Source organism: Nocardia sp. NPDC004068 (assembly GCF_042874315.1).
GTDB lineage: Bacteria > Actinomycetota > Actinomycetes > Mycobacteriales > Mycobacteriaceae > Nocardia.
Window position 1 is genome coordinate 127,793 of sequence record NZ_JBIAMW010000013.1, and the last position, 22,550, is coordinate 150,342.

The following is a 22,550-nucleotide window of genomic DNA, read 5'->3' on the forward strand; positions in this document are numbered from 1 at the left end:
GATCAGTAGTTGGCGCAGGTGTCGGCGAGCCGCTGGATCAACTGCTGGGCCTGCGCGGCCCGCGGATCGTTCTGGGCCCGCTGGACCTGGTCGGGATGCTCGGCCAGGTACTGCTCGGCCTGCGCCCGGCGCTGCTCGATGGGCTGGTCGAAGGCCGCCTTCAGCTGGGCCTTGGCGTTCGGGTTGGCATCGAGCGCCGACGCCAGCTGCGGCGCCTGATCGTGCAGGGCGGCGTCGACCTGGGCGAACGAGCAGGTCGAGTTCAACAGCGGGGCGAGCTGATCCATCGGGGCGGCCGAGGCGGCGCCGGGCAGCAGCACGGCGACGCCGGTGAGGGCCCCGGCGGCCAGGGTGGTGAGGGCGAATCGGGTACGCGCAATCATCGGGTACAGCCTTTCGATCGGTTGTCTCCCGCCGCGACGGAGCGGGCTCGGGCGGGATCCCGGTCCCGCGTCCGCCGCGCTACGGGCGATTCGACGTTAGGCTCCCCGTCTGATCGGGTTGTGAACCAATCGTGAGAAAAGTGTGAGGGCCGTCACTTGGTCTTGCAGTCCTCGGCCACCTTCTCGAACACCCCGCGCAACTCGGCCAGCCGAGGGTCGTTGGCGACCCTGGCCGCCTCCGGATCGGACTGGATACGCTGTTCGACCTCCGCGCGATGCGCCGCGATCTTCTCCTGCCGCTGGTCCAGCGGGGTGTCGAGGATGGCCTTCAACTCCTCGCGCTTGCCGGGTGTCTTGTCCAGTTCCTCGGCGAGCATCGAGGCCACCGGGTCGTCGTGCATGGCCCGGTCGACCTGATCGAAGGAGCAGCTCGAGGTCAGCACCGGTTCCATGATGTCCAGCGAGTCGGCCGCGGCGGTGCCCGCGAGCAGGGTGGTGGCGGCGGCGAATCCGCCGAGAGCGAGAGCCGTCCGAGTGAATCGAGCACGCGACGAGATCATCAATGGTCCCTTTCGTCCGAAACGTCTGCGGAACTACCTCTTTCGTCGCGCAGACCCTACGACCGCGGGGGACCGAGCCGGGGAAGCGACACCGGCGCGGACGCTGAGAAAACTATGAGGGTGTGATCAGGGTGCGACGGTCTCGCCGTCGGGCGCGCTGTCGTTGTCGGTCACCTCGCCGGCCGGATCGGCCGCGTCGGCGCGGGCCGCGAGGATCTGATCCTCGAGGGCCACCAGCACCGCGGGGTCCTCGATGGTCGCGGGCATCTCCCAGGTCTCCCCGGAGGCGATCTGACGCATGGTGCGGCGCAGGATCTTTCCCGAACGCGTCTTGGGCAGCGCCTGGACGATCACCACGTCGTGCAGGGTCGCGATCGCCCCGATCTGCTCGCGGACCCGCGCGATCAGTTCCTCCCGCAGCCGCTCGTACGCCACGTCGGCGTCGCTCTTGAGCACCACGTACGCGATCGGCCGCTGCCCCTTGAGCTCGTCGGAGACGCCGATGACCGCGCATTCGGCGACCGCGGGATGCCCGGCGACCGCGGCCTCGATACCGCCCGCCGACAGCCGATGCCCGGCCATGTTGATCACGTCGTCGCTGCGGCCCAGGACGTAGAGATAGCCGTCCTCGTCGAAGTAGCCGGAGTCGCCGGTCAGATAGTGGCCGGGGAAAGCCGACAGATACGAGCGGGTGAACCGTTCGTCGTCGCCCCACAACCCGGTCAGCGTGCCCGGCGGCAGCGGCAGGCCGATCACGATATTGCCCTCGGTGCCGGTGGGTACCGCGTCGCCCTCGTAGTCCAGCACCCGCAGCCGATAGCCCGGCACCGGCACCGACGCCGAACCCGGTTTGATCGGAAGTTCTTGCAGCCCAAGGGGATCCGCGCAGATCGGCCATCCGGTCTCGGTCTGCCACCAGTGATCGACGACCGGGCAGTCGGGCCGATCGGCCAGCAGCGTGTCGCGGGCCCACTCGTAGGTGGCCGGATCCAGCCGCTCCCCGGCGCAGAACAGCGCGCGCAGCGTGGACAGGTCGTGGCGGTGCGCGGCCGCGGCGTCCGGATCGGCCCGGCGGATGGCCCGCAGCGCGGTCGGCGCGGTGAACATCACATGCACCCCGTGCCGTTCCACCAGCCGCCAGAACGCGCTCGCGTCCGGGGTACCGACCGGTTTGCCCTCGTAGAGCACGGTCGTCGCGCCCACCAGCAGCGGGGCGTAGACGATGTAGGAGTGTCCGACCACCCAGCCGATATCGGAGGTGGTCAACATGACCCGGCCGGGGCCGACGTCGTAGATGTTGCGCATGGACCAGGCCAGCGCGACCGCGTGCCCGCCGTTGTCGCGCACCACGCCCTTGGGCTTCCCCGTGGTGCCCGAGGTGTAGAGGATGTAGAGCGGATCGGTCGCCGCCAGCGGGACCGGATCGGCGGGCTCGGCGTCGCGGATCATGTCCGACCAGTCCAGCCATTGCGCCGCAACGGTTTCCGTGTGCCCCGGTAGGTGCTCGGTGGACAGGCTGAACCGGATGACGTCGAAACCCGGCCGCTGCTTGACCACCACGTGCCGCGGCGCGGCGATCCGCGCGAGATCCAGCGCCTGCAACACGATCGGCGGGTACTCGACGCGCTTGTTGGGCTCCAGCCCGCCCGAGGCGGTCACGATCAACACGGGCTGCGCGTCATCGATGCGCGCGGCCAGCTCGTGCGCGGCGAACCCGCCGAACACCACCGAGTGCACCGCCCCGATCCGGGCGCAGGCCAGCATGGCGACGACCGCCTCGGGGATCATCGGCATGTAGATGACGACCCGATCCCCGGTCCGCACCCCGAGCCGCAGCATGGCGCCCGCGAAAGTGGCCACCTCGTCGAGCAATTCGGCGTATGTGTAGACGCGTGTGGCGCCCGTCATAGCGGAGTCATATATTAGGGCCGGTTGGTCGGCGCGGCCGCCGGTCGGTCCGAGGGAGTCGGCTCCTGTCGAGTCCTCTTCCGATGTGAGATCGCGCACATGACGGTCGAGAGCGTTGTAGGAGGTGTTCAGGCGAGCGTCCGGAAACCAGCGGGCCGTCGGACGGGCGGTGCTGTCCAGGATCGTTTCGGGCGGGACATCCCAGGTGATGGAGTCAGCGGCGGAACGCCAGAAGTCGGAGGGATCGACCAGGCTCGTCTGGTAGGTAGGCCGGTACTCCTGCTTCGCCTTCAACCGTGTGACTCCCTGCCTCGCATCGATGCCCGCCTCGATAGATCAGCCTGATTGTGGCAGACTTCACGCGACGTCCGGGCGGACGCCGCGACCTTCGATTTTGCCTGAAACCGGCAGGTCACCGGCCGGTAGTTGCCCAGAGGTCACACAAGAAGTTATTGATCCGTTAGAATCGCATGTCACATATTTCGGCCGTCATGGACGCAATTTCTCGGCCAGCCGCAGTTCTCGGCCCGCACTGCCTGCCGAGCCGCGCGTGCGATCGCGGAGGCTCGCTGATGGCGCGTGGCTGGGGCCAGTTTGGAAAGTGAGTGGGAGATGCGTGACGCCGCTAGGTCCGGCAACAAGCGTTGGGCGCTTAGCAACTGGGACCTGCGCTGGAAGGTTACGGCGGTCCTGGCCGTGCCCCTCCTCGTCGCGGTGGTGCTCGGAGCATCCAGGATTGCGGCACAGTTCGGGGACTCGAGCGAGCTCTCCGACGCCGTCAAGCACGTCCAGGCGATTCCGGCCGTCACCGGCCTGAGTGCTCAGCAGGGTGTCGTCGCGGTCGAGCAGATGATCATGCTCAGCCCCACCCAGTCCCTGGTGCAGGACGCGGACCTGACCGCGCTGGACGGCGCGATCGCCGCGGCCGAGAAGGCCGCCCCGCGCCTGGACGGCGTGGCCGGTGGTCGCACCGCGCTCGATCAGATGATCGCGGGCTCCAAGGCGATCCGGCAGCAGGGCACGATGCCCTCGAAGTCGATCCAGGACGCCATCAACCAGGAAGAGGCGATCCGCCAGAACAGCGTCCGCACCGCGGAGGCGATCACCTCCACCATCTCCGACCCGAAGGTCGAGGAGTCCAAGCTCCGCCTGATCGACGCGCTGAACACCCGCGCGGTGATGGTCCAGGAGAGCGCGGCGCTGGCCGAGGCGCTGCGCAATCCGGCGGGCGTGAAGGACGCGGTGCAGAACGCGCTGATCGCGGGCAACACCGAACGGCAGATGCTCGGCATCATGGCCCACCGGTACCCGGACAACGATCCGATCATCACGGATCTGAACCAGCTGGTGAACAACCGCATCCAGATGCTGTCCAGCCCGCAGGTGGCGACCGGGCAGATCCCGTTGCAGGATCTGCGGCAGTCCTCGGTGGACAGCCTGGACCAGTATCAGAAGATCGTCGACAAATCCAGCGCCGACGTCATGACGCGTGTCAACGCGCTGGCCGACGACGCCCGCTTCGGCGCCATCCGCTACGCGGTGATCGTAGTGCTCACCATCCTCGCGGCCCTCGTGCTCGCGGTGATCATGGCCCGGTCGATGATCGTGCCGCTGCGCAAGCTGCGCCTGGCCGCGCTGCGCGTCGCCGAGCACGACCTCGGCCACGAGGTGGCCCGCCTGCGCGACGGCGCGAGCCCGGAGGACGTGCCGCTGGAACCGATGCCGGTGCACACCGACGAGGAGATCGGTCAGCTGGCCCGCGCGGTCGACGACATCCACGGGCAGGCGCTGCGCCTGGCCGCCGATCAGGCCGCCATGCGTACCCAGGTCAACGACATGTTCGAGACCCTGGCCCGGCGCTCGAAATCCCTTGTCGACCATCAGCTCTCGCTCATCGAGGCGATGGAGTACGACGAGAAGGACCCGCGCCTGCTGGAGAACCTGTTCCGGCTGGACCACCTCGCGGCCCGCATGCGCCGCAACGGCGACAACCTGCTGATCCTCGCCGGTACCCGGCAGCGGCGGACCAAGTCCGCGCCGGTCGAGATCGCCGACGTGCTGCGCGCGGCCATCTCCGAGGTCGAGGACTACGAGCGCGTCAAGCTGGGCGCGACCCCGCGCGGCGCGATCACCGAACCGGCCGCCTCCGATATGGCGCACCTGTTCGCCGAGCTGCTCGACAACGCGCTGCGCGCCTCGCCGCCGGAGACCGACGTCAAGTTCACCTTCGCCCAGGCCGACGACCAGGGGCTGCTGATCGAGGTCGCCGACCGCGGCATCGGTATGCCCCCGGCCGAGATGGAGGTCATCAACCGCCGCCTGGCGTCCACCGCCGAGGTCGGTCCGGACACCGCGCGCCACATGGGTCTGTTCGTGGTCGGCCGGTTGGCCGAGCGGCACGGGCTGTTGGTGCGGCTGCGCTCGACCTTCGACACCGCGCGCGATCCCGGCGTGACCGTGACCGTGCACGTGCCCGGTTCGCTCATCGTGGCCCCGGGCGGCAGCGCGCTGACCGTTCCGCCGCAGCAGCAACACCAGCCGACCCGGCAGGCGCCGGGACCGCAGGGTCCGCAGGGCCAGCAGCCGCAGCAGCGGCCGAGCGCGGCGGCCGCCATGCAGATGCGCGCGGTCACCCGCACGCCGAGCGGCAATGTCATGGTGACCGTGGATCCCGGTGTGAGCGGGCCGATTCCGGCCGGTGAGCGCGGGGAACGTCCGGGTGCGCCCGCGCCCGGCGGCGCACCGGCGGCCCCCGCCGCCGCGGGTGGTCTGCCGCAGCGGCAGCCGGGTTCGGCCGCGCCGGGCGGACTGCCTCAGCGCCAGCCCGGCGCGAACGGACCGACCGTGCGGCACGGCCTCGCCGACGCCCGTCCCGGCGACCCCGACAAGGGCGGCCTGCCGCAGCGTCAGCCCGGCGCGAACGGGCCGCTGGCCCCGCCCGCGCAGCCGGGCACCGGCCTGCCCCCGCGGGGTCCGGGTGGCCCCGCCGGACCGCAGCCGGGTCTGGCCGCCAATATGCTCAAGCGCCAGCCGGGCGGCGGCGCGCAGCCGCCGCGGCCCGCGACGCCCGGCGGTGGTCTGCCGCAGCGTCAGCCCGGCGCGAACGGTCTTCCGCCGCGGGAGCCGAGCGCCGGTGGTCCGCCCCCGCGCGGCGGTTCCGGTCTCCCGCAACGCGACCCGGGTGCGGCCGGACCGGCCGGTGGCCCGCCGCCGCGGGAGCCGGGCGCGGGCGGCCTGCCCCAGCGGCAACCGGGCGCCAACGGTCTCCCGCCGCGCGGCCTCGGCAACAGCGGCCTGCCGCAACGCGAACCCGGCGCGGCCGGACCCGACGCCACCCCCGGCCTGCCGCAGCGCGGCGGCTCCGAAACCGGCCTGCCCCAGCGTGTTTCCGGCGAGACGGGCATCCCGCCCCGCGACTCGGGCGCGATCAGTCTGCCGCAGCGCGGCGCCACCGGATCGGGGCTGCCACAGCGCGGTGCCCCCGAATCCGGGTTGCCGCCCCGGGACTCCGGAGCGATCAGCCTGCCCCCACGCGGGACGACGGAGTCGGGTCTGCCCCAGCGCGGGACGACGGAATCGGGTTTGCCCCAGCGCGGGACGACCGAATCGGGTCTACCGCAACGCGGGACGACGGACTCGGGTCTGCCGCAACGCGGTTCGACCGAATCGGGCCTCCCGCAGCGCGGCACCTCCGAAACGGGTCTGCCGCAACGTGGCTCGGGCTTGCCGCAGCGTGGCACCTCGGAAACCGGTCTGCCCCAGCGTGGTTCGGGTCTGCCGCAGCGCGGCTCCACCGAATCGGGCCTCCCGCAGCGAAGCACATCGGAAACCGGTCTCCCGCAACGCGGTTCGACCGAATCCGGACTCCCGCAACGTGGCACATCCGAAACGGGCCTGCCCCAGCGTGGTTCGGGTCTACCGCAGCGCGGCTCGACCGAATCGGGCCTCCCGCAACGCGGTTCCACCGAATCGGGCCTGCCGCGCCGCGGCCTGACCGACTCCGGCCTACCCCAGCGCGGCACGTCCGACACCGGCCTACCCCAGCGCGACACCTCGGCCACCGGCCTCCCGCAGCGGGGCGCCTCCGATACGGGCCTACCGCAGCGCGACAGTTCGATCCCCGGTCTACCCCAGCGGGGCACGTCCGAGACCGGCCTACCGCAGCGGGCGGCCGGGGCGACCGGCCTGCCGCAGCGTGAGGCGGGCAAAACCGGTCTGCCGCAACGGGAACCGGGCGCGAACGGCCTCCCGCAGCGGGGCGCCAACGGTCTGCCGCAACGGGACTCCGGCGATTCGGCGCCTCGGCATTCCGCCGCGGGCGGGTTGCCGCAGCGTCAGCCGGGCGCCGGATTGCCGCCGCGCCCCGCGCCCACCCCGGGCCTGAGCCTGCCCAAGGCCGAGCGCCCGGCGCCGGAGCGGCCCGCCGCCGACGCCGGTGACGGTGGACGCGAACGCGGCCGCCACAGCTTCCGGTCCAACCCGGAGAAGACGGCCGCGTTCTTCCAGACCCGCTTGCAGCCCACGGTCGAGTCGAGCGCCTCGGCCGACAGCCCGATCTTCGCGGAGATGATGTCGGCCTGGCTGTCCGATCCGAATCCGGACCGGTCCCAGGTGGCCGCCTCCTTCGAATCACCGGGTGACGAGGGCTGGCAGGCCGCTCGGCGCGCGGTGGAGGCGCAACCGGAGAAGCGGACGGCCGCCGGGCTGCCGCAGCGTGATCCCGGCAATCGGCTCGTTCCCGGTGGCGTCACCGGAACCGCCGACCGTGCGCCGCGTCGTGACCCAGAATCCATCAGGTCAAGTCTGAGTCGTCACCAGCAGGGCGTCCGGGATGGCCGCGCAATGAGAGCAATGAACCTAACCGGAGATAAAGGAGACCGATGAACCCCGATCTAGGTGGTACGAACCGTCAGCTGGATTGGCTGGTTTCGAACTTCGCCAACGAGGTTCCGGGCGTCGCTCATGCCGTGCTGGTTTCGGCGGACGGTCTGTTGATGGCCGCGAGCGCTCAGTTGCCCGTGGACCGCGCCGAACAGCTGTCGGCTGTGACCGCGGGACTGGCCAGCCTCTCGGTGGGCGTGTCGAACCTGTTCGAAGGCGGCACGGTATTGCAGTCGGTGGTCGAGATGGAACACGGCTACCTATTGCTGATGGCGGTCGGCGACGGTTCCTACCTCGCGGTCCTGACCAATACGTCCTGCGACATCGGGCAGGTGGGATACGAGATGGCGTTGTTGGTCGAGCGGGTTGGCCAGACAGTACAGGCCACGCCTCGCGTCACGATGGGTTCCTGATGGTGGGATGGAAATAGACAACCAGCGCGTGGGGAGCGAGCCAAGCCTCGTCCGCCCGTATTCCTTGACCTCCGGTCGCACGCGGCCGAAGGTGGATCTGGCGTTGGAGGCGCTCGTCGCATCGCATCCGGTCGCCCTCGAGCGGCAGTTCGAACTCACCAACATCGAGACGTCAATCGTGGAGTTGTGCAGAGAATCGCCGTCTGTCGCCGAAGTGGCTGCCCGGCTGGGCATTCCGATCGGGGTGGCGCGAGTACTCGTGGCCGACCTCATCGAGGCCGGCCACGTACGAGTTTCGGCGACTTTGAAAGACGATTCGAGCGACGATGAACGTCGCGAGCTGATCGAAAGGGTTCTCAGTGGACTCCGGCGTATTTGATTCGACGGCCCAGGTCGATACCCGTACCAGCAAGCCAACGTCGGCCAAGATCGTGGTCGCCGGTGGCTTCGGCGTCGGCAAGACGACGCTGGTCGGTGCCGTCTCGGAGATCGTTCCGCTACGCACCGAGGCGTTGGTGACCAATGCCAGCGTCGGCGTCGACAGTCTGGCGGCCGTGCCGACGAAGGCCACCACCACGGTGGCCATGGACTTCGGCAGGATCAGCCTCGCCGACGACCTCGTGCTCTACCTGTTCGGCACGCCCGGCCAGTACCGCTTCTGGTTCATGTGGGACGACCTCATCCGCGGCGCCATCGGCGCCGTGGTGCTGGTCGACACCCGACGACTGGAGGACAGCTTCGCCGCGGTCGACTACTTCGAGGCGCGCAGCCTCCCGTTCCTGGTGGCCATCAACGAGTTCGACGATGCGCCCCGGTACCCGATCGAGGACATCCGTCAGGCCCTCGCGGTCCCGGCCGACGTCCCGATCCTGTCGATCGACGCCCGGCGGCGGGAGCCGGTGAAGCAGGCGCTGGTCTCGGTCACCGAGTACGCGTTGCGCAAGGTCGTGCAGGGCTACTGAACCGGCCCGGCACCGCGGCGGGGATTCCGGAGCTGCGGTGTGGGCCGGTTAGGCTTCGCGCGTGACGATCTCGGCGCGTGAGTTGCTGGACGGACTGCTCGACCCCGGCTCGTTCGAGAGTTGGGACCGTCCGCCGCTCGCGGTGTCGGCCTCGGCCGAGTACGACGCCGAACTGCGCGCCGCCGAGCGCCGGGCGGGCACCGACGAGTCGGTGCTGACCGGCGCGGGGACCCTGCGCGGGCGGCGGGTGGCCGTGATCGCCTGTGAATTCGGCTTTCTCGCCGGTTCCATCGGGGTCGCGGCGGCCGAACGGGTCGTCGCCGCGGTGGAGCGGGCCACCGAACTGGGCCTGCCGCTGTTGGCGTCACCGGCCTCGGGCGGCACCCGGATGCAGGAGGGCACGGTCGCCTTCGTGCAGATGGTCAAGGTGGCGGGCGCGGTCGCCGCGCACAAGGCCGCCGGACATCCCTATCTGGTGTATCTGCGTCATCCGACGATGGGCGGCGTCTTCGCGTCGTGGGGATCGTTGGGGCACATCACCTTCGCCGAACCGGGCGCGCTGATCGGCTTCCTCGGGCCGCGCGTGTACCGGGCGCTGTACGGCCGCCCGTTCCCGGACGGGGTGCAGACCGCCGAAAACCTGTATCGCAGTGGGGTGATCGACGGCGTGGTCCCGATTCCGGTGTTCCGGCGGATCGTGCATCGGGTGCTGAATGTGGTGAACGGCGTTGGGGGTCAACCGATTTCGCCAGTGCCCGCCGAAAGCTATGTGCCGCAACCGATTACGGATTCCGAGGACGCCACCTGGCGTGCGGTGCTCGCCTCCCGCCGCCCGGACCGCCCCGGCATCCGCGCCCTGCTGCGCCGCGCGACGGACCGGGTTCCGTTGAGCGGCACCGGACAAGGCGAATCCGATCGCACGGTGGTGCACGCCCTGGCCCGGTTCCGGGGTCGGCCCTGCGTGGTCTTCGGGCACGACCGCTCCGGCCAGACCGGCGAGAACACCATGGGCCCCGCCGCCCTGCGCGAGGCCCGCCGCAGCATGCACCTCGCCGCCGAACTGCGCCTGCCGCTCGTCCTGATCATCGACACCGCGGGCGCGGCCCTGTCCCGCGAGGCCGAGGAACGCGGCCTCGCCCCCGAGATCGCCCGCTGCCTGGCCGACCTGGTCACCCTCGACACCCCCACCGTCTCGGTCCTGCTCGGCCAGGGCAGCGGCGGCGGCGCCCTGGCCCTGCTCCCCGCCGACCGCGTCCTCGCCGCCGCCAACGCCTGGCTGGCTCCCCTTCCCCCGGAGGGCGCCAGCGCCATCGTCCACCGCGACACCACCCACGCCCCCGCCCTCGCCGCCGCCCAGCGCATCGCCGCCCCCGCCCTCCACGCCGACGGCATAGTCGACCGCATCATCCCCGAAACCCCCGACGCCGCAACCGAACCCACCGCCTTCGCCCACCGCACCATCACCGTCATAGCCGAGGAACTGGCCCTCCTCACCACCACCCCCACACCCCGGCTACGCGCCCTCCGCCAGTCCCGCTACCGCCGCCTCGGCGTCCCGACCGACCGCTGAAATCGGGTCGAACACACGAACCGGGCTGTTTGACCAGGGGCCGAACCGCTTCTACCGTCGGAACGTGACCTTCAAAAACGAGAGCACCCCCGTACCCTCGGTCGTTCTGAACGACGGCACCGTGATTCCCAAGCTCGGCTTCGGGGTCTTCCAGGTGCCACCGGACGAGGCGGTCGCCGCGGTGAGCACGGCGCTCGAGGTCGGCTACCGCAGTATCGACACCGCGGCGATCTACGGGAACGAGGCCGAGGTGGGGCGGGCGATCGCGGCGTCGGGGCTGGCCCGCGACGAGGTCTACGTCACCACCAAACTCTGGAACGGCGAGCAGGGATACGACTCCACCCTGCGGGCATTCGACGAGAGCATGACGAAACTCGGCCTGGACTATCTGGATCTGTACCTGATCCACTGGCCGGTGCCGCGCCTGGACCGCTACGTCGACACCTTCCGGGCCTTCCAGGCGCTGAAGTCGCAGGGCCGCATCGGCTCGATCGGCGTGTCCAACTTCAATCGCGACCACCTCGAGCGTCTCATCGACGAGACCGGCGAGACCCCGGCCGTGAACCAGATCGAGCTGCACCCGACCTTCGCGCAGGCCGAACTGCGCGCTTTCCACGCCGAGCACGGCATCGCGACCGAGGCGTGGAGTCCGCTCGGCCAGGGCGCGGAGCTGAAGGATCGGACCGTCACCGAGATCGCGCAGGAGACCGGGCGGACCCCCGCTCAGGTGGTCATCCGCTGGCACCTCCAGCTCGGCAATGTGGTCATCCCGAAGTCGGTGACGCCCAGCCGGATTCGGGAGAACTTCGACGTGTTCTCCTTCGAACTCACCCCGGAGCAGATGGACCGCATCGCGAAACTGGACTCCGGCAACCGGATCGGCGGCGACCCCGAGACCCTCACCCTCGGCGTCGATCTGGACTGATCCCTACGAACGGACGGACAGACCCAGTTCCGCCGTCAGCTCGACCGCGGCGGCGCGACCCGCGCGGTTCGCGCCGATGGTGCTGGCCGACGGCCCGTAGCCGAGCAGATGGATGCGCGGATCCGCCGCGACCCGGGTGGCGAGGCGGCCGTCCATGGCGATGCCCCCGCCGGGCCCGCGCAGCCGCAGCGGCGCGAGATGGTCGAGGGCGCTGCGAAATCCGGTGGCCCACAGGATGACCTGGGCCGGTCGGAACGTCCCGTCGGCCCAGCGCACCCCGTCGGGTTCGATCCGCGCGAACATCGGATGCCAGTTCAGCGCGCCGCGGGCGCGGGCCGCGCGCACGCGATCGTCGACGGGCAGTCCGGTCACCGACACCACCGATCGCGGCGGCAGCCCGCGCCGCACCCGATCCTCCACCATCGCCACCGCGCGCCGGCCCGCCTCGGGCGTGAAAGGCCCGTCGCGCCACCGGGGTTCGGTGCGCGACACCCATGTGGTGGTCGTGACCCGGGAGATCTCGTCGAGCAGCTGCACCGCCGAGATGCCCGCGCCGACCACCACCACATGCTTGCCCGCGAATTCGGCGGCGTCGCGATAGTCGTGCGCGTGCAACTGCCTGCCCGCGAAACTCCGCGCGCCCGGGTAGTACGGAATGTAGGGCCGATCCCACGTCCCGGTCGCGTTCACCAGCCCCCGCACCCGGAACGTCGGGCCCGCGGCCCCGTCCGGCCCGACCGTCTCCGCGTGCAGGAAGCCGTCCGCCTCCCCGGCCGCGCAGGTCGAGGTCGTCGCCCGATCGCACACCACCCGCACCGACAACGGCCGCCGCACCCGCAACTCGAACCGCTTCTCGTACAGCTCGAAGTAGTGCGGCACGGCCGTCGCCGCGGGCACGTCCGCCGACCCCTCCGGCAACGTCTCGGCGAACGTCATACCGGGCAGATCGTGCACCCCGTTGACCGTGCCGATAGTCAGTGACGGCCACCGGAACTGCCACGCCCCGCCCGGTCCGGGCGCGTGATCGACGATGAGAAAGTCCGTCCCGGGCCGCAATCCGAGCCGCCGGAGGTGGTACCCCGCCGACAATCCGGCCTGTCCGGCGCCGATCACGAGGATCGCGAAATCGGAGGGGGTCACCGACGTCACGCTACGCCGGGTGCGTCGGGTGCCGGGGAGCGACCTCGGGCCGAATACAGTGAAAGGACCGACACGCATTACTGGGGAGGCCAGATGCTGGGAGTGAGCCGCGACGGCGACGTGGTCACCATCGAATTGCAGCGCCCCGAGCGCCGCAACGCGCTCAACGCCGAATTGGTGACGCGGCTGCGCGACGCGGTGCCCGAGGCCGCCGAGACCGCGCGGGTGATCGTCCTCACCGGCCAAGGCCCGATCTTCAGCGCGGGCGCGGATCTGAGCGGGGTGTACTCGCAGGACTTCCTCGACACGCTGGTCGACATGTTGCACACCATCGAATCCGTCCCGATCCCGGTGATCGCCGCCATCAACGGCGGCGCGCTCGGCGCGGGCGTGCAGCTGGCGCTGGCGTGCGATCTGCGGGTGATGACCCCCGACTCCTATCTCGCGATCCCGGCCGCGAAACTCGGCCTCACCGTGGACGGTTGGACCGTGCGCCGGCTGGTGTCGCTGATCGGCGGCGGCCCGGCGCGCACCGTCCTGCTCGGCGCGGAACCCGTATCCGCCTCGGACGCATACGCTTTCGGCTTCGCCAACCGGATCGGCACGCTCGCCGACGCGCAGGAGTGGGCCAAGTCGATCGCCGAGCTCGCGCCGCTGTCGCTGCGGCATCTGAAACTGGTCCTCAACGACGACGGCACCCGCGGCGCAGACACCCCCGAACAGGTGAGCGCCCTCGAGGCCGCCTGGACCAGCGCCGACGCGCAAGAAGCAAGGTCGGCGCGGGAGCAGAAGCGCGCGGCGAAGTTCGTGGGCCGCTGATGAGCCCGCGCACGGTGTTCCGATTCGCGCGCCGGGCCGCCCTCGGCGTCGCCGCGGCGACGGGCCTGACCTGGGCCGTGCGCGCCGCGTGGGGCCTGCCGTCGGCGATGGGCGCCTCCCCGTCGTCCATCGCGCCGGTGGCCGCGGGCTCCGCGCGCTACCGCAACCGGCAGTTCTCCAATACCGAACCCAGCACCCAGGTCGCGCCCGGCTCCGCGGTGTCGCTGATCCTGTCCGCGCTGACCCGGCACCGGGTCGGCCGCCCGCCCGGCGAAATCCCCTTGGCCACACCGGAAGTCCCCGACCGCGCGGGCGATCTCGCGGTCACCTGGTACGGCCACGCCTCGGCGCTGATCGAGGTGGACGGCTTCCGGGTGCTCACCGATCCGGTCTGGAGCGACCGCGTCTCGCCGTCGGCGGTGGTCGGCCCGATCCGCATGCATCCGGTGCCGGTGCCGGTGACCGAGCTGCCGCCGGTGGACGCCATCCTCATCTCCCACGACCACTACGACCACCTGGACCGGGAAACCGTGCGCGCGCTGGTGCGTTCGCAGGACGCCCCGTTCGTGGTGCCGATCGGCATCGGCGCGCATCTGCGCAAGTGGCGGGTGCCCGAGCGGCGCATCGTCGAATTGGATTGGGGCGCTTCGTATTGCGTGACCGCGACCGGACCCGGCGCCGGTGATCTCGTGCTCACCTGCACCGAGGCCCGGCACTTCTCCGGTCGCGGGCTGCTGCGCAACACCACGCTGTGGGCGTCGTGGATCATCGCCGGACCGCGGCGGCGGGCCTACTTCGGCGGCGACACCGGATACACCAAGGCGTTCGCGGAGATCGGCGCGACCTCGGGCCCGTTCGATCTGACGCTGCTCCCGATCGGGGCCTACGACGTGCACTGGCCGGACGTGCACATGAATCCGGAGGAGGCGGTGCGCGCGCACGCCGACGTCTGCGCCGGCGACGCGCGGCACGGCCTGCTCGTGCCGATCCACTGGGCCACCTTCAACCTCGCCTTCCACGGCTGGTCGGAGCCGGTGCGGCGGCTGGCGGCCGCGGCCCGCGCGGCCGGGACATCGGTGGCCGTGCCGCTGCCGGGCGGCCGCATCGATGCCAATGCGGTATCGCCGCAGGTCCGGTGGTGGGAAGATGTCGACAAGGCAGTGACCGACGAGTAAGGAGTTGAGCTGATGAGTCTGCTGGACACTCTCAAGGGCCTGGTCGGCAAGGGCCGCGAGGCGGCCGCCGAGAACGCCGACAAGATCCACGGTGCCGTGGACAAGGCCGGTGGCTTCATCGATCAGAAGACCGGGGGCAAGTACTCCGATCAGATCGGCAAGGGCGCGGAGGCGATCAAGAAGGCGGTTCCGGAGCAGAGCGGCGGCACCCCGCCGCCCGCCCAGGAGCCCCCGGCCCCGCCGACCCCGCCGACGCCCCCCACGCCGCCGACCCCGCCGACGGGCGAGGGCTCGTAGTCAGAGGGCCTGTCGGTGGTGGCCCCGCCGACGGGCCAGGGCTCCCAGCGCGGACGCGGGAACCTGTCGGTGGTGGCCCCTAGACTTGGAACATGGTGTCCCGCCGGGATTTCGGGGGTGTCGAGGTTGAGCTGAGCAACCTCGACAAGGTGCTGTACCCGGCGACCGGCACCACCAAGGGCCAGGTCATCGAGTATTTCACCACCATCGCGCCCGCCCTGCTGCCGCATATCGCGGGGCGGGCGGTCACCCGCAAGCGCTGGCCCAACGGCGTCGACGAGCCGTCGTTCTTCGAGAAGAACCTCGCCGCGCACGCGCCGAAGTGGATCCAGCGCCACAAACTCGAACACTCCGACCGCCGCGTGGTCTACCCCGTCATCGATTCGGTGGCGGGCCTGGCCTGGCTGGGCCAGCAGGCGTCGCTGGAAATCCATGTGCCGCAATGGCGTTTCGTCGAGGGCGCGATGGGTCCGGCCACCCGCCTGGTCTTCGATCTGGACCCCGGCCCCGGCACGGGTCTGGCCGAATGCGCCGAGGTGGCGCTGTGGATCCGCGATACGGTGGCCGACGTCGGCCTGCGCGCCTACCCGGTCACCAGCGGCAGCAAGGGCATCCACCTGTACGTGCCGCTGGACCGGGAGCTGAGTTCCGGCGGCGCGTCCACGGTGGCGAGACAACTCGCGACCGGACTCGAGCGGCTGCACCCCGATCTGGTCACCGCGACCATGTCCAAGGCGGCGCGGCCCGGCAAGATCTTCCTCGACTGGAGCCAGAACAATCCGGCCAAGACCACCATCGCCCCGTACTCGCTGCGCGGACGCGCCGAGCCCACGGTGGCCGCGCCACGCACCTGGGACGAGATCGAGGACCGAAAACACCTGCGGCACTTGACCTTCGACGAGGTGCTGACCCGCTGGCGGGCCGACGGCGACCCGCTCGCGGACCTGGACCCGCCCCTGGCGTCGGACGCCGATCCGCTGACCACCTACCGTTCCATGCGCGACGCGTCCCGCACCCCCGAGCCGGTGCCGCCCGGTCCGCCCGGCGCGGGCGCGGACGACCGGTTCGTCATCCAGGAACATCACGCCCGGCGGCTGCACTGGGATCTGCGGCTCGAACGCGGCGGGGTGCTGGTGTCCTGGGCGGTGCCCAAGGGCCCGCCGACCTCGAGCGACGAGAACCGGCTGGCCGTGCACACCGAGGACCATCCGCTCGAGTACCTCACCTTCCACGGCACCATCCCCAAGGGCGAGTACGGCGGCGGGGAGATGACGATCTGGGACACCGGCACCTACGAGACCGAGAAGTGGCGCGAGGACGAGGTCATCGTCCGCCTGCACGGCGACCGGATCGACGGCCGGTACGCGCTCATCCGGACCAACGGCAACCAGTGGCTCATGCACCTGATGAAGCCCGACCCCGACTCCGGCGAGGGGGCCGCCGCGAATCCGTCGCGCCGGAGCGCACCCGCCGACCTGCCGCGCGGGTTGACACCCATGCTCGCCACCCCCGGCGACGTGTCCACCCTCGACGACCGGGACTGGGCGTTCGAGACCAAATGGGACGGCTTCCGGCTCATCGCCGAGATCGAGGACGGCGCGGTCACCCTGCGCAGCCGCAAGGGCCTGATCGTCACCGGCCGCTATCCCCGGCTCGCCGCGCTGGGTCGCGAACTGTCCGGACACAGCGTGGTCCTCGACGGCGAGGCGGTGGTCTTCGACGATCACGGCGTCGCCAATCTCGGCCTGTTGCAAGCGGATTCGGCGCAGGCGGTCTTCGTCGCGTTCGACGTGCTGTACCTGGACGGCACCTCGCTGCTGCGCAAACGCTACGCGGATCGCCGCCGGGTGCTGGAGGCGCTGGCCGGGCGCGCGCCCTCGCTGGTGGTGCCGCCGCGACTGGACGGCCCCGGCGCGGAGGCGCTGCGCTACAGCCAGGAACAGGGCATGGAGGGTGTGGTCGCCAAGCGCCGCGATTCGGTGTACCTGCCCGGCAAGCGCGGTCACTCCTGGGTCAAGACCCGCAACTGGCGCACCCAACAGGTGGTGGTCGGCGGCTATCGCCGCAGCGACGCACGGCAATTCGCGTCCCTGCTCGTCGGCGTCCCGCACGACGGCCGCCTCTACTACGTCGGCCGGGTCGGCACCGGTTTCAGCGATCAGGAGATGGCCGAGTTGGCCGCGAGATTGCGCCGCCTGGAACGCAAGACGATGCCCTTCGACAACGACCTCACGGCCGAGGAACGCAAGGACGCCGTCTGGGTCGGCCCCAAGCTCACCGGCACGGTCCGCTACATGAACTGGACAGAAGCCGGCCGCATGTGGCACCCGGCGTGGATTCCCGCCTCGGACTGAACAATCGGACACTCCGGACATCCGGGTCGTTGACCTGCGCGTTTCGCGGGGATACCGTGAATTCACAAGAGCGGGACACATCCTCGATCGTGGATCGGCGAACGGGGGTTCGGTGTGCGAGAGCGTGCGGTGATCCCGGCGCGGCGGATTCGGTTGGTCGTGCTGACGAGTGTGGCGGCGGTGTTGCTGGCCACGGGGTGGCTGCCCGGTGCGCGTGCCGATGTGCCGTTTCCGGACGACGATCCCTTCTACGCCGCGCCCGCGGATCTGGCCGCTCGGCCGCCGGGTACGGTTCTGGGCACGCGCCCGATCTCGTTGCTCGGCCTGTCTGTTCCGGTGTCGGCGTGGCAATTGCGGTATCGCACAACGGATTCCGCGAATCGGCCGACGCTGAACGTGACGACGGTCGTGGTGCCGCCGCAGCCCGCGGCCGGGCCGCGGCCGCTGCTGGCCTATCAGATTCCCGAGGACAGTTTCGGCACCCGCTGCGCGCCCTCGTACGCGCTGCGCGGCGGGCGGGACCCGGGCGTGGTGAACACCCTGATCGATCTGCCGTTCCTGGCCGAGACGCTGCGCCGGGGCTGGGCGGTGGTGCTCAGCGATTTCGAGGGCCCGGGGTCGCGCTTCTTCGACGGGGTGAACGCCGCGCACGGTGTGCTCGACGGGGTGCGCGCGGCGCGCTCGTTCGCCCCGGCCGGGGTCACCGCCGCGAGTCCCGTTGGCGCGTATGGATATTCGGGCGCGGCCTTCGCCACGCTCTGGGCCGCCCAGCTGCGTAAGGAGTACGCCCCCGAGGTGGTGTTCGCGGGGGTCACTGCGGGCGGCGTCCCCGCCGATATCGCCGGGATGGCCCGCTCGGTCGACGGCGGTCAGTTGTCCGGGCTGGCCCTGTTGACCCTTCTCGCCCTGGCCCGCGATTATCCGGATTCCGGACTGACCGAGTTGTTGAACGACCGGGGCCGCGCGGCGGCCGCCGAGAGCGCCGGAGCCTGCGGTTCGGAATTCGTCCCGAAATACGCCGGAACGCGCTTGGACGAATTCACCCGGGCCCCGAACATTCTGGACAGTACGGCATTTCGGGCCGCGGTCGCCCGCGCGGAACTCGGCGCCCGAGTGCCGGACGCTCCCCTGTACCTCTATCACTCCCGAACCGACGATCGGATTCCCGTCGCGGGTTTCTCCGCGCTCGTCGACCGTTACTGCGCGGGCGGCGCCACGCTCACCGCCGTCCATTCCCCGTTCCCGACCCACAACGGGGGAGCCCTCGGCGAATTCCTCGGCGGAATGGATTATCTGTCGGACCGTTTCGCGGGCCGCCCGCTCGCACCGGGATGTCACATTCGCTGATCCGGAGACGACCGTGGGGCGCGGGTGTGCCGGACCCGCGGCCCACGTGTTCGATTCAGCGACGGCCGGTGGTGTCCATCCACTTGGTCGTGCCGGGCGGTGCGGTCAGCGTGTTGATCAGGTCGATTCCGGCGACGATCAGCGCCGGGCCGCCCACGACCAGGGTGCCGATGATGCCGCCGATGCCCGCGCCCGTGATGATGAGCACGGGGTCGACCGGGAGCACGGCCAGGCCGATGATCGCCCCGACGACCGCGCCGATGGCCGTGCCGATGAATCCGCCCACGGCCGTGGCGATTCCGAACTGGGTCGCGAACGCCTCCATGGCCTGCTGGTTCTCGGCGTTCGACGCCACCGGCGTGGCCGGCGCCGGGCGGGCCGCGGCCTCGTTCTTCACGGCCGTGAGGTCCAGGACGCGTCCCGAATCGCGCACCTGGAAGGGGAGGGGGTATTCCTTTCCGTCCTGCCGGAAGGACAGGGGCAGCACCACGACGGCGGCCCCCGCCTTGTCCTGGATCGCGACCGTCCGCTGGTCGTCGGAGACCGCGAAGGTTCCGCCGTCCAACGTCGTCTCGACGACATTGCCCACCAATTTCGCCTCGTAGCGCACTGTTTCCGGCGCGCCGGGATCTGCATGGACCGTGCCCGCCCCGAGGGCCACGGTCACGACCGCCGGTGCCACGGCGGCAGTGAGCTTGTGCAGATTCATTCCGGTATTCCCATCTTCATCAGGTGTAGCGAGCGGTCGAAACCGCCGGAGAAACGCGCGTGAAAGAAGAACCGATGATCCTCCCGTCTCACCACCCCGGTGCGCGCGTGGCCGCGATGCGACCGACTCTCAAACTTAACCGTACCTTCACTGAGAAGACAAGAAGAGTGAATTTCGGCTGATGACAATATGTTTCGCCATACCGACGGGTTTGCCCTAACCGAGGATCCCGATGGCGATCGACACCGCGCAGACCGCGAACACCACCGCCAGCGCGAGCGCGTCCCGGCGGCCGGGCGCGGTGGGATGGGCCGTGAGCTGGCCGATTCCGCCCCGCGCGGTGATCGCCTCGGCCAATTCCCCGGCCCGACGGGTGGATACGGCCATGGCCGCGGTGAGGATGTCGACGATCGGATTGTCGGTGGCCCGCCGCATCAGTCCGCTCTTGGGCCGCAATCGGCGCGCGGCGCGCAGCACCCGCATCTCGTCCAGCAGCAACGGCAGCCCGCGCAGCGTCAGCGCGACCACCACGGCCCATTCGTCCACGGGCACGCGCACTTTCCGCAGCGGCGCCCCGAGGGTGGCCAGGGCGGGCGCGATCTCGCCCATCGGCGTGGTCCAGGCGATCAGGAACGAGGCCGTCAGCAGGATCAGGCCGAAGACGGTGACCTGGGCGTAGCGCAGCAGCGCCGGGCCACCGCCGGGAATGTTGAGCACCGCGCCCAGCGCCATCAGGCCCCAGAACCAGGCGGGCAGGCGCGGCAGCGCGCCCAGCGGCAGCCGGGCCAGCAGTCCGATCAGGATCAGGAACGTCACCATGATGCCGAGCACCGGCCAGGTCGGCCAGAGCATGAGCACCACGCTGATCGCGAAGGCGCCGATCATCTTCGTGCCCGCCCAGAGCCGATGCACCGGACTGGGGACCGGAACCTCGCGCAACAACACCACACTCATCGCGGCTCTCCCGTCCCGGTCGGTTCGGCCACCGATTCCGCGGCCGACGCGTCGGCGGGATCGTCGGCGATGCGCCCCGCCCGCAACCGGACCGTCCGATCGCACACACCCGCCAGATCCTCGACGTCGTGCGAGATGACGATCAGCGTCAGACCCGAATCCCGCAGCCGCGCAAGCAGTTCCACGATCTCTGCGCGGCCCTGCGGATCGAGTCCGGCCAGCGGCTCGTCCAGCACCACGACCTGCGGGCGGCTGGCGACGATGGCCGCGAGGACCACGCGTTTGGCCTGTCCGCCCGACAGTTCCTCCACCGAGCGCGAGGCCGTCATCCGATCCAGCCCGACCGCGTCGAGCGCCCGGCCGACCGCGCCCGACCCGGTGCCGCTGCCGCCCCAGTCCTCGATCTCCGCGCCGACGGTCTCGCGCTGCAATTGCAGGCGGGAGTGCTGGAAGGCCAGCGCGACCCGGCCGATGCGCTTGTGCACCGGGCGCGCGCCCGCGTAGTCGCGCAGTTCGCAGCGGCCCGCGGTGGGCACGACGAGCCCGGCCATGATCCACGCCAGGGTGGACTTGCCGGAGCCGTTGCCGCCCACGACGAGCAGGGCCTCACCGCGCCGGACGGTCAGATCCACCCCGTGCAGGGCGGGCGCGGACCACGGGGTGCCGCGGTTGTAGGTGTGGTGCACATCGCGCAGTTCCAGCAGCGGTTCGCCCATCGGGCGGCGGCGCGAATCCCGAACGGGCCGTGGCCAACTCGGCAACCGGTCGACCTGCCGCCCGGCGTCGAGATGGACCACCCGGTCGGCCGCGGCCGCGTCTGCCTCGTGATGGGTGACCAGCACGACGGCCATCGGATGGCGGCGCGGCAGATCGGCCAGCAGCGTGACCAGTTCGCGGCGGCCGGCCGGATCGATCATGGCGGTCGCCTCGTCGGCCAGCAGCAGCGCGGGACGGCGGGCCAGCGCGGCGGCGACGGCCAGGCGCTGCTGCTGACCGCCGGACAGCGTCGCGGTCTCCATCCGGCCCAGCCCGGCCAGGCCCACCTCGCTCAGCAGCGCCTCGACGTCGACCTGGGCGGCGAGTTCGGGCGGCAGACCCCAGACCACGTCGTCGGCGACCAGGACACCGAGGGTCTGACTCTCGGGGCGTTGCAGCACGAGCGCGGTCCCGCCGAGCAGTCCCAGCCCGGCCGAACCGGGTCGCTCGACCGTGCCACCGGTCGGCGGCCGCCCGGCCAGCACCCGCGTCAGGGTGGATTTCCCGGAGCCGTTGTGGCCGACCACGGCCACGAATTCGCCCGTCCGCACGGTCAATTCGATGCCGCTGAGCGCGTCGACACGGGCATTGGGGTAGCGGAACGACACATCGCGCAGGGTGACCGGCAGCGGTTCGACGCGCCGATCGTCGGGCGGCGCGTCGAGCAGATCGCGGCCGGGCAGCCAGGTGAGCCGGTCCAGGACCGACCCCAGCACGAACCAGGACAGCAGCGCGGTGGCGATCACCCCGACGAAGGCGCCGGCCCCGATGTAGAGCCACCACCAGCGCAGCACCGCGTCCGCCGCCGCGGTCACCGCGTGGCCGACCTCGGCGAGGTGGAGTTGGTCGGTGGCGATGGCGGCCGCGCCGTGCGCGGAATTGCGGATGTTGTCGAAGATCAGTTGCCGCGTGGTGCCGAAGACCAGCAGGAACACGACCGGCACGGCCGCCCAGAACACGCCCGCGACGGCGGACATCCCCAGCACGACGATCAGCCCGCCGCCGCGGCGCTTGACCGTGCCGATGATCCCCCCGACGGTGGCCGCGGCCACCAGGCTCACGGCCGCGAGCAGGCCGGCCGCCACGAAACTCACCAGCGCGGCGGCGGCCGTCGCCGACACCGAGGCGCGCAGCCGATACCGCTGCGCGAGCAGTCCGAGCGGAACGGCCGCGATGAGATTGAGCGCGGCCGCGGCCGGGACGATCGAGCCCAGCGTCACCAATCCGACGGTCAGCCCGCCCAGAACCGCGCCGGTGGCGAGTTCGATCGGGCGCAGCGGGCCGTGGATCGTCGAGGGGACGTCGGGTGGAGCGGTCACGGATCAAGTCTGCCAGCCCGCGAGCCCGGCGCGGGCCGACCGAAGTTCTTCGCGCGATTCACATATTCGGCCATAATC

At 70.8% G+C, this 22,550-nt stretch carries 18 protein-coding genes and 1 pseudogene; 11 read left to right on the forward strand and 8 right to left on the reverse strand.

The window, feature by feature from the left end; all coding sequences use genetic code 11:
* Positions 1 to 2 precede the first annotated feature (2 nt).
* The 3 genes from ACFYTQ_RS28975 to ACFYTQ_RS28985 form a co-directional block, all read right to left on the reverse strand.
* Positions 3 to 383 carry a hemophore-related protein gene (locus ACFYTQ_RS28975; protein WP_387367864.1) on the reverse strand — a complete coding sequence of 127 codons (381 nt, stop codon included), beginning with the start codon at positions 381 to 383 and terminating at the stop codon, positions 3 to 5.
* Between the two features lie 152 nt (positions 384 to 535).
* On the reverse strand, positions 536 to 943 hold the full coding sequence (locus ACFYTQ_RS28980; RefSeq protein WP_387367867.1) for a hemophore-related protein: 408 nt from the start codon (positions 941 to 943) through the stop codon (positions 536 to 538).
* Positions 944 to 1,069: 126 nt separating this feature from the next.
* Positions 1,070 to 3,145, reverse strand: a complete 2,076-nt coding sequence (locus ACFYTQ_RS28985) for an AMP-binding protein (protein WP_387367869.1) — start codon at positions 3,143 to 3,145, stop codon at positions 1,070 to 1,072.
* Between the two features lie 1,857 nt (positions 3,146 to 5,002).
* On the opposite strand from ACFYTQ_RS28985, the pseudogene ACFYTQ_RS28990 reads away from it, so the two are divergent.
* A pseudogene (locus tag ACFYTQ_RS28990) lies at positions 5,003 to 5,314 on the forward strand (sensor histidine kinase); the annotation flags it as partial.
* A 1,149-nt stretch (positions 5,315 to 6,463) separates the two neighbouring features.
* Here ACFYTQ_RS28990 and ACFYTQ_RS28995 read toward each other — a convergent pair.
* Entirely contained in the window at positions 6,464 to 6,724 is a 261-nt protein-coding gene (locus ACFYTQ_RS28995; protein ID WP_387368052.1) for a pentapeptide repeat-containing protein, read from the reverse strand.
* 1,007 nt (positions 6,725 to 7,731) lie between these two features.
* Between ACFYTQ_RS28995 and ACFYTQ_RS29000 the strand changes: the two genes are divergently transcribed.
* The 5 genes from ACFYTQ_RS29000 (at position 7,732) to ACFYTQ_RS29020 (ending at position 11,602) form a co-directional block, all read left to right on the forward strand.
* Complete coding sequence (locus ACFYTQ_RS29000) at positions 7,732 to 8,145, forward strand: roadblock/LC7 domain-containing protein (RefSeq protein ID WP_011207200.1); 414 nt, start codon at positions 7,732 to 7,734, stop codon at positions 8,143 to 8,145.
* A 7-nt stretch (positions 8,146 to 8,152) separates the two neighbouring features.
* Complete coding sequence (locus ACFYTQ_RS29005) at positions 8,153 to 8,524, forward strand: DUF742 domain-containing protein (RefSeq protein WP_387367872.1); 372 nt, start codon at positions 8,153 to 8,155, stop codon at positions 8,522 to 8,524.
* Positions 8,505 to 9,107 carry an ATP/GTP-binding protein gene (locus ACFYTQ_RS29010; protein WP_171982855.1) on the forward strand — a complete coding sequence of 201 codons (603 nt, stop codon included), beginning with the start codon at positions 8,505 to 8,507 and terminating at the stop codon, positions 9,105 to 9,107. The genes ACFYTQ_RS29005 and ACFYTQ_RS29010 overlap by 20 nt, the downstream gene beginning before the upstream one ends.
* 61 nt (positions 9,108 to 9,168) lie before the next feature.
* On the forward strand, positions 9,169 to 10,677 hold the full coding sequence (locus tag ACFYTQ_RS29015; RefSeq protein WP_387367876.1) for a carboxyl transferase domain-containing protein: 1,509 nt from the start codon (positions 9,169 to 9,171) through the stop codon (positions 10,675 to 10,677).
* Positions 10,678 to 10,741: 64 nt separating this feature from the next.
* Positions 10,742 to 11,602, forward strand: coding sequence for an aldo/keto reductase (locus ACFYTQ_RS29020; protein WP_387367879.1), 861 nt, complete (start codon positions 10,742 to 10,744; stop codon positions 11,600 to 11,602).
* Between the two features lie 3 nt (positions 11,603 to 11,605).
* Here the strand turns inward: ACFYTQ_RS29020 and ACFYTQ_RS29025 are convergent, their stop codons facing one another.
* A complete protein-coding gene (locus tag ACFYTQ_RS29025) occupies positions 11,606 to 12,751 on the reverse strand; it encodes an NAD(P)-binding domain-containing protein (protein WP_387367882.1) in 1,146 nt (381 codons plus the stop codon).
* An 84-nt stretch (positions 12,752 to 12,835) separates the two neighbouring features.
* Here ACFYTQ_RS29025 and ACFYTQ_RS29030 point away from each other — a divergent pair, with 84 nt between their 5' ends.
* The 5 genes from ACFYTQ_RS29030 to ACFYTQ_RS29050 all read left to right on the forward strand — a co-directional run bounded on the left by ACFYTQ_RS29030 (position 12,836) and on the right by ACFYTQ_RS29050 (position 18,734).
* Positions 12,836 to 13,561, forward strand: coding sequence for an enoyl-CoA hydratase (locus ACFYTQ_RS29030; protein ID WP_387367885.1), 726 nt, complete (start codon positions 12,836 to 12,838; stop codon positions 13,559 to 13,561).
* A complete protein-coding gene (locus tag ACFYTQ_RS29035; protein WP_387367888.1) occupies positions 13,561 to 14,736 on the forward strand; it encodes an MBL fold metallo-hydrolase in 1,176 nt (391 codons plus the stop codon). Before ACFYTQ_RS29030 ends, ACFYTQ_RS29035 begins: the two co-directional genes overlap by 1 nt.
* 12 nt (positions 14,737 to 14,748) lie before the next feature.
* Positions 14,749 to 15,033, forward strand: a complete 285-nt coding sequence (locus ACFYTQ_RS29040; protein WP_387367891.1) for an antitoxin — start codon at positions 14,749 to 14,751, stop codon at positions 15,031 to 15,033.
* Positions 15,034 to 15,125: 92 nt separating this feature from the next.
* The gene (locus ACFYTQ_RS29045; RefSeq protein ID WP_387367894.1) at positions 15,126 to 17,387 is read left to right on the forward strand and encodes an ATP-dependent DNA ligase; all 2,262 of its coding nucleotides are present in this window, start codon (positions 15,126 to 15,128) and stop codon (positions 17,385 to 17,387) included.
* A 114-nt stretch (positions 17,388 to 17,501) separates the two neighbouring features.
* Positions 17,502 to 18,734, forward strand: a complete 1,233-nt coding sequence (locus ACFYTQ_RS29050; RefSeq protein WP_387367897.1) for a lipase family protein — start codon at positions 17,502 to 17,504, stop codon at positions 18,732 to 18,734.
* Positions 18,735 to 18,789: 55 nt separating this feature from the next.
* Here ACFYTQ_RS29050 and ACFYTQ_RS29055 read toward each other — a convergent pair whose 3' ends face one another.
* From ACFYTQ_RS29055 to ACFYTQ_RS29065, 3 genes are all read right to left on the reverse strand, one after another.
* Positions 18,790 to 19,443, reverse strand: coding sequence for an ammonium transporter (locus ACFYTQ_RS29055; protein WP_387367900.1), 654 nt, complete (start codon positions 19,441 to 19,443; stop codon positions 18,790 to 18,792).
* Positions 19,444 to 19,659: 216 nt separating this feature from the next.
* Positions 19,660 to 20,397, reverse strand: a complete 738-nt coding sequence (locus ACFYTQ_RS29060) for a CbiQ family ECF transporter T component (RefSeq protein ID WP_387367903.1) — start codon at positions 20,395 to 20,397, stop codon at positions 19,660 to 19,662.
* On the reverse strand, positions 20,394 to 22,472 hold the full coding sequence (locus ACFYTQ_RS29065) for an ATP-binding cassette domain-containing protein (protein ID WP_387367906.1): 2,079 nt from the start codon (positions 22,470 to 22,472) through the stop codon (positions 20,394 to 20,396). The genes ACFYTQ_RS29060 and ACFYTQ_RS29065 overlap by 4 nt, the downstream gene beginning before the upstream one ends.
* Positions 22,473 to 22,550 lie beyond the last annotated feature (78 nt).

What these genes read in the sequence shown, in the direction of transcription:
- ACFYTQ_RS28975 (WP_387367864.1), bottom strand. Translation starts at nt 383, where the DNA reads ATGATTGCGCGTACCCGATTCGCCCTCACCACCCTGGCCGCCGGGGCC.
- ACFYTQ_RS28980 (WP_387367867.1), bottom strand. Translation starts at nt 943, where the DNA reads ATGATCTCGTCGCGTGCTCGATTCACTCGGACGGCTCTCGCTCTCGGC.
- ACFYTQ_RS29000 (WP_011207200.1), top strand. Translation starts at nt 7,732, where the DNA reads ATGAACCCCGATCTAGGTGGTACGAACCGTCAGCTGGATTGGCTGGTT.
- ACFYTQ_RS29005 (WP_387367872.1), top strand. Translation starts at nt 8,153, where the DNA reads ATGGAAATAGACAACCAGCGCGTGGGGAGCGAGCCAAGCCTCGTCCGC.
- ACFYTQ_RS29030 (WP_387367885.1), top strand. Translation starts at nt 12,836, where the DNA reads ATGCTGGGAGTGAGCCGCGACGGCGACGTGGTCACCATCGAATTGCAG.
- ACFYTQ_RS29035 (WP_387367888.1), top strand. Translation starts at nt 13,561, where the DNA reads ATGAGCCCGCGCACGGTGTTCCGATTCGCGCGCCGGGCCGCCCTCGGC.
- ACFYTQ_RS29040 (WP_387367891.1), top strand. Translation starts at nt 14,749, where the DNA reads ATGAGTCTGCTGGACACTCTCAAGGGCCTGGTCGGCAAGGGCCGCGAG.
- ACFYTQ_RS29045 (WP_387367894.1), top strand. Translation starts at nt 15,126, where the DNA reads ATGGTGTCCCGCCGGGATTTCGGGGGTGTCGAGGTTGAGCTGAGCAAC.
- ACFYTQ_RS29055 (WP_387367900.1), bottom strand. Translation starts at nt 19,443, where the DNA reads ATGAATCTGCACAAGCTCACTGCCGCCGTGGCACCGGCGGTCGTGACC.
- ACFYTQ_RS29060 (WP_387367903.1), bottom strand. Translation starts at nt 20,397, where the DNA reads ATGAGTGTGGTGTTGTTGCGCGAGGTTCCGGTCCCCAGTCCGGTGCAT.